We start from the raw sequence: 19,541 nt of genomic DNA, 5'->3' as shown, positions 1-19,541 counted from the left end.
ATCGGTCCACCCCAATCAACTGAGTTTTCGAGATGCGGCGAGTTATATCATCTTCAAGTTGACACAACTGTCATCACAAACACCGGGGAATGTCCCGAGAGACGTATTGGATATAGAACGAAATGCACGGCAATTTAAGCTGGATGGTAAACGGGAAAGGGCATATCCACGAGTTCTTAAAATGAGCAAAAACAAGTTCCCGGTTAGACCAAAGAAAAATGCCGTTCACTCTTAAGTGAACGGCATTACGCGAATGCGGGTCTTTTTATTGGAGGATTTTATTCGAGAATTACAACCCACAGCCCTAGATCTACTACACATCTTTAGTTATAGCTGTGCATCTATGAGCCATGACACTCACTAATTTTATAGCTCTACTGCACGGCGTAAACGGAAACTCCGTAAAGCCAAATACATCGCTCCCACTGCCGCCCAAATGAGCCCCAGCTCTAATGATTGTGGTTCTAAGTTCACCCAAAGTACACCAATAGTACCCGCGCCACACAATGGCAAGACTAAGTATTGTAAGTGGTCTCTAAAAGATTTATTACGTCGATCCCTTAGGTAAAACTGCACAATCACGGCTAAGTTTACGAAGGTAAAAGCGACTAAAGCGCCAAAATTCACTAAGGCTAGCGCCATTTCCAAATCAAATGAAACGGCAGACAGCGCAAGCGCACCCACCAACAAGACATTAAATGCAGGGGTTCGCCATCTAGGATGGATATAAGCAAACCCTTTACGTGGCAACATATTATCCCGCCCCATCACATATAAAATCCGTGCAACCCCAGCATGGGCAGCCATACCGGATGCCAATACAGCAACAGTGGTCGCGACTAATACGATGGACTGGAATAGATTACCACCCACATAGAGTGCAATTTCAGGCAATACCGCATCAAGCTGTTGAAAGCGGGAAATATCGGGGAAATAGAGCTGCAAAAAATAAGACACGCCAACAAAAATCACGCCACCGAGTAAAGCCGTCAACACAATCGCGCGAGGAATAACACGTTGAGCATCTTTAGTTTCTTCAGTCAGTGAACTTAACCCGTCAAAGCCGAGGAAGGAGAAACACAGAATCGTCGCCCCTGTGAATAATGGCGCCATCGCCATATTATCGGCATAAAATGGTCGCACACTCGCAACGACACCTTCGCCTTCACCGAGGGAAATGCTATAGGCCATTAGACCAATGAACACCACAATAATAGCGATCTGTGCAAACACTATCACCCCATTAAAGTTCGCGACGAGATCAATCCCCTTGAGATTAAGCAAGGTCATTATGGTCACAAGAGCGAAAATAAAGATCCAAGGTTCGACGCTGGGAAACATGGCGGTTAAATAGATTTTTGCGAGCAACATATTGATCATTGGCATAAACATATAGTCCAGCAGCGATGACCAACCCACCATAAAACCAACATTCGGGCTAAAGGTTTTTTGAGCATAAGTGTAGGCTGAACCCGCATAGGGATATTTACGTACCAAATGACCGTAACTAAACGCGGTAAATAAAATCCCCGCCAATGCGAATAGATAAGACGTAGCCACATGGCCAGAGGTGATCTCGGAAACAATACCAAAGGTATCAAAAACGGCCATCGGCGTGAGATAAGCAAGCCCCATCACCACCACTTGCCATAAGTTGAGGGTCTGCTTCAAACCCGGATTTTGTTGGCTCATCAGCACACCCCCATTGTACAGGGTTGAACACCTAAGCACGCATCTGCAATTAGTTTTTGCTTGCGGCTAACCGTCTGCACTCTCGGTTTAATGGCTAACGCAACGACTTGATTTACAACAACTACCGACAATCCGGTACACAACAGCCCCATTGGTCTTTCCTCAGTAAAATAGGTTCAACTGAACCTCATATCATTTCCGGATGTTTACCGGCCTCAATTGTTTTAAAACACATACGCCATAAATAAAAAATAACCGAGATACTGAGTATCTCGGTTATTTTTTCGGCGCGCATTCTCCCCCAAAACCAACAAGAAGACAACCCAATAAGGGCCGTTTGATGGCTATCTGCACGATGAGCGTTAAATTAACGGAATAGAATAGACAAGGATAAAGATGGCTTAAAGCAGTTTGAACACTAAGACACGCTACTAGAATATGACAGTAAGGCTGATGACATGCCGAAGGACAAGCTCAATACTGAATAATTTTTTCACTTGTTTTAAATTTGTTATTGGAAATAAGGCAGATATAGATATAATCTTCCGGCAAAAATTAAACAGGGGCAGTTTAATTTGCGAAGCAACCGCTTCATTTGTTTTATCGCATCAAAAGGAAGATGAAATGCGTAAAATTACTTTAGTCTCTCTGACCATTGGCAGCTGTTTTCTCGCCGCCTGCGCCGCAAAACCACCTATTATCGCTCAAGAAAAAACCGTTGAAATCGAGGGTGTTAACTTAGTTTTTGGTGGCAGTTTTGATACAGAACGCAAAAACATTTCACTCTCAGTGAATGGCGATTCTGTTATGAAAGGCACTTTCCCGCCTTATACTCCGACTCAAAATTTGAGCGGTAAATACAAGGATTTCAAAATTTCTAGCCAATGCTATTTCGGTTCAGTGCTCAGCAGCCAAGGTGGCGCATTTGGCGCGATTGCCGGCGTCATTCAAGCGACTAAGTCGAGCTCAGGCGATAAGTGCGATATGCTCGTCGATGGTAAAATTGTAGAAAGTCTTTACTTCTAAAGATTAATTACAGAAGTACCTAAACAGCCCCTGTAAAGTTCAAGCCCAGTAAACACTCGCGAGATACTCTGTCCCGCGAGTCCATCAAAGCTAATTAGCTTCAGCCAACAATCTCACTCTGCGCTTAATCCCCAACATCGCTAGGCCGAAAAAGACCGCAAATAAGCCCCATAGTTGCAGCCATTTTGGTATCACACTCGCCCAACTTGCGCCCATTTGATTGAGTTCTAGCATGCCCATAATCGCGGGTACCGCGGGAATAAACTGTGAGCCGAGTACTAAAGGTTCTGGGATCAACGCTATCGGCCACACAAAACCTGACACAAATAAAATAGGCATAGAGATCAGCAGTAGCACTTGGGTGGGTAAATCGCGGCGGGTGAACAAGGTGCTCATGGCAACACCTACGGCGGCGGTAGCCAGTAAAAACGGCAATAACCACAGCGCAACTAAACCAAGGCTCGCTTGAATACTCACGTTATACCAGTGATAACAATAGCCCACATAAAAGCTGGTAAAGAAGATATAAATCAACATGAAAGCAAGAATACGACCACAGACTAATTGCACCGGTGACACCTGCTGCCAATACCCTTTATGCCGCCATTGCCCAGCCCCTAAAATGCCAGTACCTATGAGTAAGGTTTGGTGCAAAATCAGCAAGAACAGTCCAGGTACTACATAGGGCGTATAACCTAGGCTCTGGTTAAAGGCTGGCACACTGTTAAGATAAAGCGAGTTTAAACTCTCTTGGGCCTGCTTAGGATTTTGTCCTTGAGCAAGCATGCCAATCAATTGCACTTGTTTACCCGCATCCATTCCAGCGCTAACTAAGCCTTCAACAACCGCGGAATAAATCAAAAAGTAACTAGCATCACCGCCATAGCTTAGCGTCACACCTTTACCGAGCAATAAATCGCGGCGGAATCCTTCAGGGATCACAAGTAAGCCGTGGGCCTTACGCGTCTCAATAAAACGCTTCGCCTCGGTAATCGAACCAACTTGGCCTATGACTTGAATTTTTGCGCTGGCATCGGCATGACGGATCAATTGACGGCTTAGGGAAGAATGATCTAAGTCCACCACGATCAGTTGTTGCTCGGTCGGCACTTGATTCAGATAGGGCAAAGGATACAAAACCGAATAAAACAGTACACCGCCAAATAAGGTCACTGCGATCGCTTTATCGCTAATAATGGCCTTAAACTCAGTGAGGATCAGTCGCCACAGACTGAGCTGACGTGGTGTGTTTGCGTGTTCGCTATTGGATAAATTCATCCTATTGCCCCTTCGCAGATATAGCTGCGTCCGAGTCATAAACCGTCACTGCAGCATTGGTGTTAACTGTGGTAGGCAGTAATTTACGCGACAGGAAATATATCAAAGGTATCAGACAGATAAAGCCCCAATAACTGGTGATTTGGCTAGCTACACTTGGCCAAGTAGCGCCATAACTCACGATACTAACATGGGACTCAATATAATGGCTCGATGGCATGATAAGTCGCCACCACTGGGCTAATTGCGGCATTTCGTGAGTCGGAAAAGTAATGCCCATAAAAGCAAACGCTGGCGCAAATAAAGCGGTACAAAAGCTGATGACCCGCGCACTGTCACGCATCACTACAAATATTAATAACACTAAGCTCCAGACTGCCAATAACATGACTAATTGCGCGAGCAATAATAGGGCTAAACTCCCCGCCATCGGCAGAGCAAGATACAAATACAGCCAAGCTAAAATAAAGCCGCCCTGCAGCATCAATATCGGCGTAAACAGCACCATTTTCGCCCACACCTTAGGCCAAAAATGTTCAGTTAAGAGATTCGACATGCCATCGGCATGAGTGGTAGGCGCTAAATGCAGCTCTCGATTTAAACTGTTTGCCATCACTAACATAGATAACAACTGCCACAGCGCAATCAGCACTGGCGGTACTAAGAAACCTATGTAATTGTTATTTCGGTTAAACAGGGCTGTTGTTTGGCTTTTGACTGGGCTTAAATTCACTGCGACTTGGGATTTCGGTGTACCATTTGCGAGCTGCTTTAAACCCGCCACTTGCTGTAATCCGTCGCCTAAACTCAGCTGAATTTGGCTTGAGAGTAACTTACCCACCAGCAAAAATTGACTGTTGTAGCGCACATCAATTGTAGGCTTATGGCCTGTAAGTAAATCCTTTTTCATATCATAGGGAAAAACCACAATAGCGTAGACTTTCGCCTGTTGCATCGCGCTTATCGCCGAGGATAAGTCGGTAAAACTTTGCGGATCGGTAACCGGGTTTGCCTTAAGCTGACGGGTCAACATGCGGCTCAATTGACTATGATCTTGGTCGACAATCGCCACGGGCAGTTGCCTTGGCAGACCTGCACTGAATAACCACCATAAGCATAAAATCCCCAGTAGTGGAATATAACTTATCAGCGCTAACTGCCAAGGGTCATGCCATAGGGCGCGCAGCTCACGGCGAACTAACGCTGTGAGCAACGCCATAAGGCTTATGCTCGATGGCAGTGATTCGCCCTTAATCTTGTCCGCCGCGTTGGCGTGAGGCGCACGTTCAGTCACGACTTTTACTCACTTCGCAGCAGCACAGACATGCCAACACGCAGATCGGTAATCGGCTGGTTTGGACGCAATTCCACTTCAAAGGTTCGCATATCAAAATCATGGCCACTTTCAGTCGAACGCCAAGTGGCAAACTCACCCATCACACTGATATGGGACACAGTAAAATCCACATCCTGCCCGAGTGCCGGAATCGTTAATTGAATTTTTTGACCTTTTTTGAAACGTTTAAGTTGGTCTTCTCGCACTTGGAACACGGCCCAAGCATCCTGCATATCAATCAAACTGACAATCGGAAAACCACTGGGTGCCAATTCACCCGCCTGTAACAGCACGTCGCTGATCTCACCCGATTTAGGTGCGCGCATTTGGCTATCTTCCATAATGGCGCTAACTTCTTTCACTGCACCTTCAGCCTTACGGGCATTACCTGCAGCAGCCACTTTGGTTTCCGTCCGCGCGCCTTCTTCTGCCATTTGATACATGGCTAAGGCAGCTTGTTCTGTGTATTTTGCCGCTTGCCATTGGGTAAAGGCTTCATCGCGTTTTTGTCTTGCCGCCACACCTTCGTTAAATAAGTTTTCGACTCGGGTATAGGTGGTTTTAGCGAGCGTTGCCGCCGCCTGCGCCTTGAGCCATTGCTCCTTGGCTGCCATCACTTCTTGGCTGCGAGCACCGTTGTTGGCTTCAAGCTGCATCGCCTTAGCGGCATCACGACCACCTTCGGCCTGCATTAACTTTGCATCTAGCTCAGGACTGCGAATCGCGAATAATAAATCCCCTTGGGCCACACTATCACCGCGGCGCACGAGCACTTGCTCGACTCTGCCTGGCACCTTGGACGAAACATTGTACTCACGGGCTTCAATCTGGCCCTGCAACAAACTCGGCTGCGGGCTATAAGCGAGCTTGAGTCCATAGGCTAAGATAAGGCCTAATGCGACCAACGCCACAAGGGCAAGTATTCTGTTAGCGCGCATTGTTTGTCTCCTGCACTTGGGTAGGGGCTGTGGTACGACCGATAAATTCATCTAGTTGACCACTAATGGCCATTAATCTGGCATAGGCTTGCACATAACGATAACGGGCAGCCAATTGCTGAGTTTTCACCGCGCTTAGTTTCAGCTCCGCATCGACTCTGTCGATAGAAGTTGAAAGCCCTTGATTAAAGGCGATGTCACGCAGGCGCAGGTTTTCAATAGCAAGTTCGAGCGAAGTATCGAGCGCCGTCACTTCTTCCTCGGCCTGTAATAATTGGCGATAGCTTTGATCCACCAGCAGGCTCAAGTCTTGTTTAGTTTGTGCCTTGGTATAACGAGCTTGTAAGAGTGCACTTTTCGCCGCTTCGACCTTACCGCTACGGCCATCGCGGCTGATCAGTGGCACATTGACCCCAACCCCAACCATCCAGTCAGGTGTGATGCTCGTCAAGAGTGTGTCTTCTTCATACAAGGTGTAGTTACCGAAGAGGAAAACCGTTGGATGGTATTTACCTTTTTCCAACGCTATTAAACCGTTCGCTTGCGTTTCTTTCGCTTCGAGCAATTTGAGCGCCGGATGTTGGCTCAGGGTAATTTGGCTGAGTTGAGCGAATGAAGGAGCCTGTGGCAGTACAAATAAGGGAGAATTTGTGCTCACCTGACTTTGCTGTAGCATACGTGCCAGCGCGATCACTGCCATTTCGTGTTGCCGACGAGCACTGCCTAAATTGACTTTAGCATTGTCTAGGGCAACCTGCGCATTGAGGCGCTCGACCTTAGCAATTTGCCCTTCTCGCTCTAGTGCTAAAGCATGATCAACATGCTTAGCTAACGAACCCACCAGATCAGTCTGAGTATTCACCAATGCCAACGTCACATCGACAGCGTAATATCTATCCACCAGCAAGGTAAATAAATCACGCGTTGCCAATTGTAATTCTTGTTGCTTCTCGGCCACCATAGCCGCGTGTATACCTTGAGCCGCAGTGATCTGTCCGCCCGTATAAATCGGCCACATTGCCTGTAAGCTGGCGCTAAAAATATCTTGTTCACTTAAGGGCAGCGGCGGAATACCCGCAATAATGCCCCCAAGCGATGGCGGGATAGAAATCACAGAATTTAATTCTTTCAGATCAAACTCAATCGGTTTATCCAAATGAATATAATTACCGCGAATGTCTAATGAGGGGAAATTTAAGCTCTCGCCCGCCTCTTCTTCACCCTTAGCGCGGTTAACTTCCTGGGATTGCGCTTGCAACTTGTCGCTCACCTTCAGCACTTGCTGCCAAGCATCAGTAAAGCTAATCGGCTGAGCATAGCCAGCCGAAGGCAATGATAATAGGCACAGCCAGACCACACGTGATAGTTTCATTAACACCTCTAGAGTAGTTACTCTAATTTCCTTTGCGAATGATAACATTCATGGTGGGTAGCGACTAGAACCCATAGACGTAAGGTTCTAGGTTTTATGCTGTTCCGCCCACGGTGAGCTTATCGAGTTTTAGGGTCGGTTGACCCACACCCACAGGCACACTTTGACCATCTTTACCACAAACGCCCACACCTTGATCTAAAGCCATATCGTTACCGACCATAGAAATCTGGCTCATAGCCTCAGGGCCATTACCGATTAAAGTAGCACCCTTAATGGCTTGAGTAACTTCACCATTTTCAATCAAATAGGCTTCGGATGCTGAGAACACAAACTTACCCGAAGTGATATCAACTTGACCACCGCCAAAGTTAGGGGCGTAAATACCCTTCTTCACTGACTTAATAATCTCACTGGGATCTGACTCACCGGCCGTCATATAAGTATTGGTCATACGTGGCATAGGCAAATGCGCGTAGGATTCGCGGCGACCGTTACCCGTTGGCGCAACACCCATTAAGCGAGCATTGAGTTTGTCTTGGATGTAACCCTTTAAAATACCGTCTTCAATCAATACGGTTCTTTGGGTTTGTACACCTTCATCGTCGATGCTGAGTGAACCACGACGATTAGGCAAGGTGCCATCGTCGACCACAGTCACTAACTTAGACGCAACTTGCTGACCAACCTTGCCGCTAAAGGCACTGCTGCCCTTACGGTTAAAGTCGCCTTCTAAACCATGTCCAACCGCTTCGTGGAGCAATACACCGGGCCAGCCATTACCTAACACCACTGGCATTTCACCCGCTGGTGCATCGATGGCGTTAAGGTTAACTTGCGCTTGACGCACGGCTTCGCGGGCAAAGGCGAAACACATAGGTAAACCTGTGTCATCGCTTGCCATTAACACGCCGTAGTCATGACGACCACCACCACCAGCGCCACCACGTTCACGTTTACCGTTTTCTTCCAAAATCACGCTACAGTTAAAACGCACCAGAGGACGGATATCGGCCGCCAGAGTGCCATCACTCGCAGCAACGAGGATTTCTTCGTGCACACCAGCAAGGCTAACCACCACTTGAATAATCCGGCTATCTAGACTGCGAATAAACGCATCGGCTTCTTTCAGCAGGTTGATTTTTTTGACTTCTTCCATCGCCGCAATCGGATCTAAGCTGTCGTATAACGCCAATGCTTTTTGACGTTTAAAGGCTTGTACCTGAGTCTGCTCACCCGCACTAGCAATGCCACGGGCAGCCTGTACTGCAGCGCTTAAGGCGGCAGGAGTGATATCATCTGCATAGGCAAAACCCGTTTTCTCACCGCTGATGGCCCGCACACCCACACCGCGTTCAATATGGAAACTACCGTCTTTGATGATGCCGTCTTCCAGCACCCAAGATTCGTGGCGACTACCTTGAAAATAGAGATCGGAATAATCGATTTTGTGCTGATGTATGGTGTTTAGATAGGTTTGCAGGCCATCTAGCGCTAACCCATTCTTCAATAAACTTTGCTCTACTTGTGCTAAAAATGGCATCTATGCTCTCTTTGACCCCAAGGGATCTTGATATTCTGAGTGTAAATTCGGTGTACTAATTCTATGTGTTAATGCTGCGTATCGACTCAAGCGCAAATTCAGCATTTCAACTCGTCTGCTGGCTACTGGCACATTATTTCAAGCTTGGTTCAAGGAAACGATTATGCTGCATGACGGGCATTTTACTGCGAATACTGTGCAGTTCGGTTAAGTCGACCTCAGCCTGTACCCAACCCGTACCGGTTTTGAGTTCAGCCAAAATATTCCCCCAAGGACCGACTATCATGCTCTGCCCCCAGGTTTCGCGGCTACCTTCGTTATGCTGTCCCCACTGAGCTGCAGCAAGAATAACGCATTGGGTTTCAATCGCTCTTGCCTGTAACAATACCTGCCAATGGGCTTCACCCGTCACCTTGGTGAAGGCAGAAGGGACAGTAATAATCTCGGCCCCCGCAAGGCGCATCGCCCTAAACAAGTCAGGAAAGCGTAAATCATAACAGATGGTTAAGCCAATTTTGCCAAAAGGTGTATCGATAACACTAATGTGATCACCAGGGCAGAAGGTTTCGCTCTCGCGATATTGTTTTGTACCATCGGCAACATCCACATCAAAAAGGTGCAGTTTATCGTAATACCCTAAAGTATCACCTTTATCATCAAACAGATAACTGCGACTATAGACACGACCATCCTCAGCCAACGCCGGAATAGTCCCCGCGACCATAAACACCCGATACTTGGCGGCCAGTGCACTTAACGCCGATTTGAGCGGACTCTGATGGACATCACCCGCATAGGCAAGTTGCTGACTTTCGTGGCCACCAAACAATAAACTACATTCGGGTAACACGACTAAGTGGGGCGCATCGGCATCCCGTTTGAGTTCGTTAAGCTGCGATTCGATAAACTGCAGATTGGCGCTGACGTCGCGACTGCTCTGACATTGCAACAGGCTGATGTGCATTCTGCTCTCCCTGAATTTGCTTAATCGGTTCTACTGCTGGCTGATTCTCTGGTGTGGCAGGCGTGTTCGGCGCTTCAGGCGAAGGCGTCGCTTGAGGTTGCTCCCGCTTTAAATCGAGCACTTTAATTTGATCTGTTGCTGGCTTTAGCTCTTCTGACTTTGATTCTTCAGATCTGGCCTCTTCAGGCTTAACGTCTTGTGGCTCGAGCGCTTCTGGTTGTGTTGCTTGAAGCTGTTGCTCAGATTTAGCGTTGCTTGGTTTGACTTCAGTTGACTGAGCTTCAGTTAACTTAGTTTCAGTTGGCTTAGCTTCTGTTAATTGAGCCTCGGTCGATTTAGTCTCTACCGGCTGAGTGATATCGGCGTTATGACTCGCGGCTTCAGTCGGCACCGCTGGGCGCTCAACGCCAACTACAGGTAAAATAGATTCTGGAATTTCAATCTCTTTACTCTTACGCTCTAACTCTTCGACCACAGGCTCAGCCATAGTCCCAGTCACCCGAAAACGAATTTCTGAAATCACTTCAATCACAGGCTCAAGCACTTTTGTCAGGGCAAAGGCTCCCAGACCCAGTGTCCAAGCGCTGGTACTGAGCAATACGACAGTCGGCACACTTGAGGCCAACTGCGGCACAAAGCGGATATCGTAATTCAAACTTTCAGTGGTGAGATCCGTATAGCCACGCACCTTCATATTACCCGCGATGGCATCCATTTCAGTGTCTGTAGTTTTCACCACGCCATTATCAATCTGCAAATTGCCATTGAAAGAATTGAAATACATGCCCTGACCGAAGACATCGGTGAAATCCAGCGACAGTTTACGCACCAAAGAATCTAAACTGAACAGGGAGAAAATCCGCGCGCCCTTGTCACTCACCTGAGATAAGTGGCCTTTGCCTAAGTTGAATTTCACCTTGCCATTTAAGGTTTCGAGGGAGAAGGCATAGGGAGCACCTTGCCAAGATAAGTCCGCATTAACCTTCAAGGGGGCTTCATTAACGCCAGGCTCTATACCCAATTGAGCAGATAGATAACTAAACTGAGTGGCATTTAACTCAACACTGAGGTCAGTTTTATTCTGTCCAGCCTGTTGCTGCCAAATGCCACTGCCCTGCAAATTGACATTGGGCGTAGTCAAAGACAATGTTTGAATCTTATATCCTGCCGCTTGTGGGCTCGCCTGCAAAACAAGCTTTCCAAAGGATTTATCGAAGAAACGAAAATCTTCCACATTCACTGCAACTGGCGGCAAGTTAGTGAGCACTTGATCACTGGCAAAATCGGCATCCGAGTTCGGCTTTACCTCAGGTGAAAAATAGAATTTATTCGCCACAACTTTGAGACCTTGAGTTTTCCAATTTGGATAGAAATCGATCCAACCGTCAAATTCGTTGGCAACGGTATTAAAACGCCATCCCGTCTCGTTAGGCTTAGCATTAAGCCTAAGTTCCGTCAGTTGTTGCCCTAAAAGATCGAGCCGACCGATATGAGAATCGATACTCGCCACCGCGGGAAATAAACTTTTATGTGGAATATCATCAACTAAAATGCCCGTTTTCGGTATTTTCTCTTGACCAACAAAGGCATTAATCACAGGTAACCATTCGGCTAATTTGGCCTTACCGAGATCGATTTGAATATGACCTTGTTCCGTATTTCTGGCTTCATTCTCACCAAATAAACGCCCCAATAACAAGTCAAAATAACTAAAATTTGCGCCTTTATCGGCATCGAAACCACCGATAAACTCGGCATGACTAGCAAGCTTGACATCGAGCGTCGCATTATCTTGATCACCAACAAACTCGGCGACTAAAGGTCGTGGTTCATTTTCGGGTTTAGCAAAGTATCCTGGGAGCAACAGTTGCGTCCCCAGCATATCCGAAGTCACTTTGGCTTGGATTTGATAACCTTGCTCAGTAAATAGCATAGTCATAGCACCGTCCCAACTGATTTTTCCCTGATAAAAATCACTCAAGGGATTGTGCAATTCATCGGGGAGACGGCTGAGATCCCAACGACTTTTCAGCGAAAGATTAAGGCCAAAATCTTTACCTTTAGGCTGAGTGTCGAAAGTTAAACTAAGCGGTTGTTCGAACAAGCGCGCTTTAATGCCTTTTCCTGTCACAACTTCATTCGCAAAGTCGACTACACCAGTCACGCCATGAAGTTGAAGCCCTGGCTGAGTAATATATACAGGCGTATTATCAAAACGGATTTGACCACGAATATCTTCAGCTTCACCTTCATACAGTGGAATGCTGATGTTTAAAGTGCCAGTGACAGCACCTTGCACTTGCACGACATCTAAGGTTTTACCTACTGAGTTCGCCAAAGGTGAGGCTTGTAACACCTTAGTCGCCGCACTGCCTTGAGTAGCAAGTTCGGCTTCAATCCTTAGCAGCGTCTGTTCACCAATGGCGGGAATAAATACATGGGCCCCTGTGGCATCCACATTCATCAGCTTGCCTTGGTTTAACCAAAGATCCATGCGGGTATTTTCAAACAAAGCGTTAAGGGACAGATCTGTGACTGCAGGCCAGTCGGGTTGAAACTGAAATTTGGCATCTGTTAAGGTAAATGCTGCCTGAAATACGCCGCTATTATCGTCGAAGGGAAAACCACTTAACGGACCACGCCAAACAACTTGCGCATCTTGGGTCTGACCCGCTTTAAGCCCAGTATACAAATACTCGGCCAGTGATTCACCCATCGCCTTATTGGGGAAATACTTGTCGGCATTAGCCACATTGTTGATACGAATATTGGCCGCCAGCGCCATGTGTGCAGCACCGCTAAAGTCCAAATTCAATGCCGCATCAACGCCGATATCTTCGTTTTCAAACTGCAACTGAGGCACATTTAAACTCAGATGTTCAGTATCGAATTGACCATCAATTGGCGCCCCATTGAACACTAATGGCGCCGAAAATTCATCACCAAAATCGAGGGTGTACACTTGTTCAGGTAGAGAGAAATACAGCGTCTTATCTTGCCAGCGCAGGTTCACATCTACAGGATGAGTATTGGGAATACCGTCGACCTTCTGCCAATGCAACTGCTTAACTTCGGTACTGGCGAGCAAAGGCTGGTCGGCTTTTTGATACAGGCGGATTGGTCCAATATTCGCCTCGGGAGCTAACGCATGCCATTGACGTAATACGGCTCTATCGACTCCAGGAAATAGCGGCAGCAGCGGCAATAGACTCTGAGTACTAACTTGATTCACATAGGCAAATAATTCATCGTTTTGACGCTTCGCAGCCAGCGTTAATGCCGGCCAATGCTCACCATTGGTGACAAAATCCAGTCCTGAACTTTGCACTTCCCAACCCGTAGCCTTTGGCTGCCAGACAATATCGCCCGCTTGAATTTCAAATCTCTGCGGCTCTTGCTTTAATGTCCATTGCAGCCAGCTCGGCTCAAAATGAACCATAGCAGAACTGATGCTGCGGTCGGCAAACGTAAGCCAAGCCTTAAGATTGACAACCCCTTCTAAGGGTAACTTTTGAGTAGAATCATAGGGATTAGGCTGACGTGAAGCCCATTCACCTAAGTCTAAAGAGTTAGCCGCCAAATAAATCTGCCCAGTCAAACTGTCAGGATTTGCACCATCGCCCTTGATATCTAACTGTAATCCGAGAGATTCATGCTCAGAGGCATGGCTATCAAGATACAACTCTCCCGCACCGCGGTGACGTTCACCATGATTGCGCCAGTTCAAATGACGGATATGGATCGGGCGAAACTCTTGGTGCATGCTCAGCAATTGCACTGTGGCATTGGTTAAGGAGAATCTATCGAGTTGTTTGAGTAATAGGGCATAGAGCCAATCAAGTTGCGGTGCTTTATTAATTGTGGCGGGATCGTTTTCAGTAAGCTTATCCATGTCTAAAGCGACATGGACACCCTCAAAATTGACATCTTCGATTCGCGGGGTGAGTGTGAGCAGCGATTGCCAAAAATCTAACTTCACTTGTACGTTCTTGATCATCAAGGTCACAGGCAGTTGTTCCTGTGGCGGGATCACTAAGTCATCGATGTTAAGTGCAGGGCCAAATGCCTGCCAATGGGCGGATAACTCCCCCACTTGCACATCGACTTTATATTCGCTTTTTACGTAATTAACCAGTTGCTGGCGAACTTCATCAACCTGCGGTAATAAGCCACGGATCAAACTGACGGCAAGCGCAAACAAGACCAAAATAAGCGCCAGAAATTGCCAACAAAAACGGCTAAATTTTTTTGCAGTAAAAAGCGTAGTCACTACATCATCACCACATCGTATTTGTGCTGTGAGTACATAGGCTCATTTTGCAAACGGATGCGCTTACCTATGTAAACCTCAAGTTCAGCAATAAGATGATTATCATCGGTATGCAGACTTTGATACACGGCAGGCGAACAATACAACAGGAACTCATCAGCATCGTAGGCACGGTTTAAACGGATTATTTCGCGAAAGACCTCATAGGAAACCGTCTCGACTGTCTTCATGCTCCCCGTGCCATGACAGGCCGGACACTCGCCGCAGACGACATGCTCTAAACTTTCGCGGGTACGCTTACGGGTCATTTCGACTAGACCTAACCCCGAAAAACCACTCACATTGGTTTTCACCCTATCCTTAGATAAAGCGCTGGTTAAGCTGCTAAGAACACGAGCCTTATGATCCGCCGTCATCATGTCGATAAAATCGATAATAATGATGCCGCCGAGATTACGCAGACGTAACTGCCTCGCTATCGCTTGGGTCGCTTCGAGGTTGGTATTAAAAATGGTTTCTTCAAGATTCCTGTGCCCCACAAAGGCGCCGGTATTGATATCCACAGTCGTCATGGCTTCGGTTTGATCTATGATCAAATAGCCACCAGACTTGAGCTCGACTTTACGGCCGAGTGCACGTTGAATTTCATTCTCCACATCGTAGAGATCAAAAATAGGCGCAGGTCCTGAATAGTGCTCAATCTTATCGGCAATCTCTGGCATAAACTCCTGCGCAAAAGACTGCAACTCGGCAAAAGTGCGGCGAGAATCCACTTGAATACGGTCCAGCTCAGTACCGACAAAATCACGCACAATGCGCACAGGTAAGGCTAAATCTTGATACAGGAGCGACACACCACTGCGTTTACGTCGCTCACTCACCTTTGACCAAACTCGGCGTAAAAATGCCGCATCTTGGGATAACTCATCTTCCCCTACGCCTTCGGCGGCGGTGCGGATAATAAAACCACCGTCATCATCAACATAGGGCAAAGTAATTTGTTTGAGGCGACTGCGTTCTTCTTCTAGTTCAATACGCTGGGAAACACCAACATGGCTAGAACCTGGCATAAAGACTAAATAACGGGAAGGCAGCGTGATATCGGTCGTTAGGCGTGCGCCCTTAGTGCCCAGCGGATCTTTAACCACTTGCACCATAATGTCTTGCCCTTGACGGACTAACTCGGCGATATCACGAACAACGAAATGACCTTTCTCAACATCGGCGACACACTCAGTGTGCGGTACTATATCGGACGCATGTAAAAAAGCGGCTTTATCTAAGCCAATATCGACAAAGGCGGCTTGCATACCGGGTAACACACGGCTGATTTTACCTTTGTAAATATTACCCACTAAACCCCGTTTCATCCGGCGTTCAATATGGACCTCTTGCAGCACACCATGCTCAACTAAAGCAACGCGCGCCTCAGATGGAGTTACGTTGATCAGTAATTCTGAACCCATCTTGCGCTGTATTTTATTTGGATTTAAGCGACTGGCATTCACGACTCACCCCATTCGGGAAACTAGATTAATTAATCGAAGTTACAAACTCTCTAAGCATGAAAACCGAATAAAGGAACAAGGTCAACGTCATTGGAGTACTCGATTCAGAGCCCTAAACGCCAATAAGGTTCATTCTAACCTCAAGCCAAAATCGCAATATAAGCAACCAGCAGCAGTTAAATAAAGCCAACTTCGGCTAACAACTCACGCGTTTCAACCAGAGGTAAACCTACAACGCCAGAATAACTGCCTTCAATTGCAGCCACAAAGCAACCGCCGAGCCCTTGAATGCCATAACTGCCCGCCTTATCCATGGGCTCTTTTGAAGCCACATAAGCCTCAATGTCAGCTGCCGATAAAACGCAAAAACGCACTTGTGTTTCGACTAAACGCACTGAGGTTTTTAAGGTTGAGTCAGACTCGCCTGCTTTGTAGGTCAGTGCCACAGCCGTCATCACAGTATGCGTTCGGCCAGAGAGTTCACTGAGCGTTTGCTTAGCATCGGCCACATCCAGCGGTTTACCTAATATTTGATTTTCAAGCACCACGATAGTATCAGAACCTAATACAGCAGGCTGTGACATATCTGCGCATAATGCCAGTCCAGCTTGGGCTTTTTCAGCGGCTAAACGTCGTACATAATCCCTTGGTGCTTCGCCCTGTTGCACAGTTTCATCAATATCCGGTGCCACTTGCATGAAACTAAACTCAGGACGACCGAATCCAATCTGTGCCAATAATTCTTTGCGACGTGGCGAAGTTGAAGCTAAAACTAAATCCACAGTTAACGAACCTTATAATGACGTCGAACCCGACGTAAAATCCAAAATATCCAAGGCCAGATCACTAATCCTGAAATCGCAGGTAAAAATAGATCCGTTTTGAAAACAGCCTCTTGCATAACAAATTCCACCCAGTAAATCACTAAGTGATAAATACAAATCAGTAGCATGATCACTAACGACTGCTGCCATTGAGGGAAGTTTCGCAAACGCTGGCAATGCAAGATAGCGATATAAATAACCAAAGACATAGCTAAAGAGCGCACACCTAAGGTGGCTCCCAATAAAATATCTAATACTAGGCCTAAAACCCATGCGGTTAAGATGTTGTATCTGTGGGGTAATGCGATAGACCAATAGAGAACAATCATTAATAGCCAGTCTGGACGCCAAGCATCAACAGCACTTGGCAAAGGCATGATCTGGCTGATCACGCCGATAAATAATGTCACCCAAACAATAAAGCGCCCATTGGCGGCCTGAAAACTCATTAATGCACCTCAGCCACAGGAGGAGTGGTTTCCGTTGACGGTTTGGTCGCAGGCGCGGTCACAGGTTTAGAAGCCTCTGCTGGCGTGACACTTCCGCCAGCAGGAACAGCGCTATCTGCTTTTGATGCATTATCGCTCGATGAATGATCCGCAGCAGGCACGGTAGGCTGACTCGGTAAAGTCACACCTGAATCGGGGGATGGCCAAATCAACAATAAATAACGAATACGATCTAACGCCGCTAAAGGCTGGGCGGTAACTCGAGCGTAACTTTGACCATCTTCAGTCAACACTTCCATAACCCGCGCGACCGGATAACCTTCCGGGAAACGATTCCCTAAACCTGAGGTGACCAGTAAATCGCCGACACGAATGTCGGTACTCTTGGCCACATGGCGCAGCTCTATTTCATCTAACTCACCCGTACCATTGGCAACAAGGCGCACATCATTACGGGTGATACGCACAGGTAATCCGTGTGATACATCGGAGAGCAATAACACCCTACTGGTCATTTCACTGACTTGTACCACTTGGCCAACAACCCCTTGGGCGTCGACCACAGGCTGCCCAACAAATACACCACTGCGTGAACCATGGTTTAACACCGCATAGTGATGGAAAGGATCGCTAGCCACCTCCAATACTTCAGCCACCATTTTGCGCGAATCAAGGTAGGCTGGTGAGCCCAACAGTGCGCGTAAACGTTCATTTTCTTGGCGTAAGTGTTCGAAACGCTGTAAGCGTTCACTCATCAGCAATTGCTGCCTGAGCAGCTCTTTATTCTGCAACGCTAACATATTGCGGGTGGCAAAACTTTCAGACGACCAGTCAAGCGCAACACCGGGCACGCTCGCTAAATACTGCAATGGACTAAAAAAAGAGGATAACGATTGCCGTACAGGATCGAGGCGATGATTAGCCACGAGCAAAGCCACCGACAAAATAATTGCCAGTGTCAGACGGAATTGGTTTGAAATACCACGAACAAAAATTGGCTTCATAGGAAAGCTAAGGCGGTGATTAACCGCCCCATACCGAAGTTAAATTAGGTTTCTTCGGAGAACAGATCGCCGCCGTGCATATCAATCATTTCGAGGGCTTTACCACCGCCACGTGCTACGCAGGTCAATGGATCGTCCGCCACCATTACAGGAATTCCGGTTTCTTGCATTAATAAACGGTCTAAATCACGCAATAAAGCGCCGCCGCCAGTTAACACCATACCGCGCTCAGAAATATCTGAAGCTAATTCTGGTGGAGATTGTTCTAACGCCACCATCACAGCACTTACGATGCCAGATAATGGCTCTTGTAAGGCTTCTAAAATTTCATTGCTGTTCAGTGTAAAGCTACGAGGTACACCTTCTGCCAAATTACGGCCGCGGACTTCGATCTCGAGCACTTCATCGCCAGGATAAGCAGTGCCGATAGTGTGCTTGATACGCTCAGCCGTAGCTTCACCAATCAAACTCCCGTAATTACGGCGGACATAGTTGATGATCGCATCATCAAACTTATCACCGCCGATACGTACCGAAGACGAATACACTACACCATTAAGTGAAATAATCGCGACTTCAGTGGTACCACCACCGATATCCACCACCATAGAGCCGGTCGCTTCAGATACGGGTAAACCCGCACCAATCGCAGCTGCCATTGGCTCTTCAATTAAATACACTTCGCGAGCACCAGCGCCCATGGCTGATTCACGAATAGCACGGCGTTCTACTTGAGTGGCACCAACGGGCACACACACAAGCACGCGTGGACTTGGACGAAAAAAGCTATTGTTGTGCACTTGTTTAATAAAGTGCTGCAACATTTTCTCCGTCACATAAAAATCTGCAATAACACCGTCCTTCATTGGGCGGATAGCTTGGATATTGCCAGGCGTTCTGCCTAGCATTTGTTTAGCTTCTGTGCCGACCGCGGCAACAGATTTCTGACCGGAGCCACTACGCTCACCACGTATAGCAACAACAGAAGGCTCATTGAGGACTATGCCTTCGCCACGAACATAAATTAATGTGTTAGCTGTACCCAAATCGATCGATAGATCATTAGAAAAAATGCCGCGTAGCTTCTTAAACATGTAACTAGCCTGTATTCTGTGGAGTCAGAAGAAAAGAAAAATCAGCTAACTTTATCAATGCCACCCTGATTCCACAAGACCGAGGAGGTTAACAATCGCTAATGAAGTGATTTTTTTTCAAATCGCCACGTAAAAAACAGTATTTAAGCGGAAAATACTGTTTATTGACGAAAATATCAGCAACAAAAAACGAGTAAACATACAATTCAGCAACAAATATTAAACTAAGGCATTGCATTTAGA

14 protein-coding genes and 1 pseudogene are annotated in these 19,541 nt (G+C 47.0%); 2 read left to right on the top strand and 13 right to left on the bottom strand.

The window, feature by feature from the left end; all coding sequences use genetic code 11:
• Positions 1-235: pseudogene (locus L5L77_RS17745) on the top strand (IS4 family transposase); the annotation flags it as partial.
• Positions 236-366: 131 nt separating this feature from the next.
• On the opposite strand, the gene L5L77_RS17740 reads toward L5L77_RS17745, so the two are convergent.
• Positions 367-1,692, bottom strand: a complete 1,326-nt coding sequence (locus L5L77_RS17740; RefSeq protein WP_263148069.1) for an APC family permease — start codon at positions 1,690-1,692, stop codon at positions 367-369.
• 624 nt (positions 1,693-2,316) lie between these two features.
• On the opposite strand from L5L77_RS17740, the gene L5L77_RS17735 reads away from it, so the two are divergent.
• Complete coding sequence (locus L5L77_RS17735; protein WP_107402714.1) at positions 2,317-2,718, top strand: hypothetical protein; 402 nt, start codon at positions 2,317-2,319, stop codon at positions 2,716-2,718.
• 90 nt (positions 2,719-2,808) lie between these two features.
• On the opposite strand, the gene L5L77_RS17730 is transcribed toward L5L77_RS17735, so the two are convergent.
• From L5L77_RS17730 to L5L77_RS17675, 12 genes are all read right to left on the bottom strand, one after another.
• Positions 2,809-3,996, bottom strand: coding sequence for an ABC transporter permease (locus L5L77_RS17730; RefSeq protein WP_263183577.1), 1,188 nt, complete (start codon positions 3,994-3,996; stop codon positions 2,809-2,811).
• A gap of 1 nt (position 3,997) precedes the next feature.
• Complete coding sequence (locus L5L77_RS17725; RefSeq protein WP_263183623.1) at positions 3,998-5,215, bottom strand: ABC transporter permease; 1,218 nt, start codon at positions 5,213-5,215, stop codon at positions 3,998-4,000.
• An 80-nt stretch (positions 5,216-5,295) separates the two neighbouring features.
• Positions 5,296-6,270, bottom strand: coding sequence for an HlyD family secretion protein (locus L5L77_RS17720; RefSeq protein ID WP_168825663.1), 975 nt, complete (start codon positions 6,268-6,270; stop codon positions 5,296-5,298).
• Positions 6,260-7,642: a TolC family protein gene (locus tag L5L77_RS17715; protein ID WP_263183579.1), complete on the bottom strand. Its 1,383-nt coding sequence runs from the start codon at positions 7,640-7,642 to the stop codon at positions 6,260-6,262. The genes L5L77_RS17720 and L5L77_RS17715 overlap by 11 nt, the downstream gene beginning before the upstream one ends.
• A 94-nt stretch (positions 7,643-7,736) precedes the next feature.
• Entirely contained in the window at positions 7,737-9,185 is a 1,449-nt protein-coding gene (tldD, locus tag L5L77_RS17710) for a metalloprotease TldD (RefSeq protein WP_113940074.1), read from the bottom strand.
• A 133-nt stretch (positions 9,186-9,318) separates the two neighbouring features.
• Positions 9,319-10,149 (bottom strand): carbon-nitrogen hydrolase family protein, encoded by an 831-nt coding sequence (locus L5L77_RS17705; protein WP_263223295.1) that lies wholly within the window; start codon positions 10,147-10,149, stop codon positions 9,319-9,321.
• On the bottom strand, positions 10,073-14,419 hold the full coding sequence (locus tag L5L77_RS17700; protein ID WP_263223294.1) for a YhdP family protein: 4,347 nt from the start codon (positions 14,417-14,419) through the stop codon (positions 10,073-10,075). The genes L5L77_RS17705 and L5L77_RS17700 overlap by 77 nt, the downstream gene beginning before the upstream one ends.
• Complete coding sequence (gene rng / locus L5L77_RS17695; protein WP_168825804.1) at positions 14,419-15,885, bottom strand: ribonuclease G; 1,467 nt, start codon at positions 15,883-15,885, stop codon at positions 14,419-14,421. Before rng ends, L5L77_RS17700 begins: the two co-directional genes overlap by 1 nt.
• 218 nt (positions 15,886-16,103) lie before the next feature.
• Entirely contained in the window at positions 16,104-16,709 is a 606-nt protein-coding gene (locus L5L77_RS17690) for a Maf family protein (protein ID WP_263223293.1), read from the bottom strand.
• A gap of 2 nt (positions 16,710-16,711) precedes the next feature.
• A complete protein-coding gene (mreD, locus tag L5L77_RS17685) occupies positions 16,712-17,200 on the bottom strand; it encodes a rod shape-determining protein MreD (protein WP_105251286.1) in 489 nt (162 codons plus the stop codon).
• Positions 17,200-18,204, bottom strand: coding sequence for a rod shape-determining protein MreC (gene mreC, locus L5L77_RS17680; protein WP_263223292.1), 1,005 nt, complete (start codon positions 18,202-18,204; stop codon positions 17,200-17,202). Before mreC ends, mreD begins: the two co-directional genes overlap by 1 nt.
• Positions 18,205-18,248: 44 nt before the next feature.
• On the bottom strand, positions 18,249-19,298 hold the full coding sequence (locus tag L5L77_RS17675) for a rod shape-determining protein (protein ID WP_105251284.1): 1,050 nt from the start codon (positions 19,296-19,298) through the stop codon (positions 18,249-18,251).
• Positions 19,299-19,541 lie beyond the last annotated feature (243 nt).

Origin of the sequence: Shewanella sp. SM29 (assembly GCF_025654245.1) — a bacterium.
Lineage (GTDB): Bacteria > Pseudomonadota > Gammaproteobacteria > Enterobacterales > Shewanellaceae > Shewanella > Shewanella oncorhynchi.
This window is presented reverse-complemented; position numbering and strand designations above follow the sequence as displayed.

Excerpts from the sequence above, each read along its gene's own strand:
- L5L77_RS17740 (WP_263148069.1), bottom strand. The coding sequence starts at position 1,692 with ATGAGCCAACAAAATCCGGGTTTGAAGCAGACCCTCAACTTATGGCAA.
- L5L77_RS17735 (WP_107402714.1), top strand. The coding sequence starts at position 2,317 with ATGCGTAAAATTACTTTAGTCTCTCTGACCATTGGCAGCTGTTTTCTC.
- L5L77_RS17730 (WP_263183577.1), bottom strand. The coding sequence starts at position 3,996 with ATGAATTTATCCAATAGCGAACACGCAAACACACCACGTCAGCTCAGT.
- L5L77_RS17725 (WP_263183623.1), bottom strand. The coding sequence starts at position 5,215 with ATGGCGTTGCTCACAGCGTTAGTTCGCCGTGAGCTGCGCGCCCTATGG.
- L5L77_RS17720 (WP_168825663.1), bottom strand. The coding sequence starts at position 6,270 with ATGCGCGCTAACAGAATACTTGCCCTTGTGGCGTTGGTCGCATTAGGC.
- L5L77_RS17715 (WP_263183579.1), bottom strand. The coding sequence starts at position 7,642 with ATGAAACTATCACGTGTGGTCTGGCTGTGCCTATTATCATTGCCTTCG.
- tldD (WP_113940074.1), bottom strand. The coding sequence starts at position 9,185 with ATGCCATTTTTAGCACAAGTAGAGCAAAGTTTATTGAAGAATGGGTTA.
- L5L77_RS17705 (WP_263223295.1), bottom strand. The coding sequence starts at position 10,149 with ATGCACATCAGCCTGTTGCAATGTCAGAGCAGTCGCGACGTCAGCGCC.
- rng (WP_168825804.1), bottom strand. The coding sequence starts at position 15,885 with ATGGGTTCAGAATTACTGATCAACGTAACTCCATCTGAGGCGCGCGTT.
- mreD (WP_105251286.1), bottom strand. The coding sequence starts at position 17,200 with ATGAGTTTTCAGGCCGCCAATGGGCGCTTTATTGTTTGGGTGACATTA.
- mreC (WP_263223292.1), bottom strand. The coding sequence starts at position 18,204 with ATGAAGCCAATTTTTGTTCGTGGTATTTCAAACCAATTCCGTCTGACA.
- L5L77_RS17675 (WP_105251284.1), bottom strand. The coding sequence starts at position 19,298 with ATGTTTAAGAAGCTACGCGGCATTTTTTCTAATGATCTATCGATCGAT.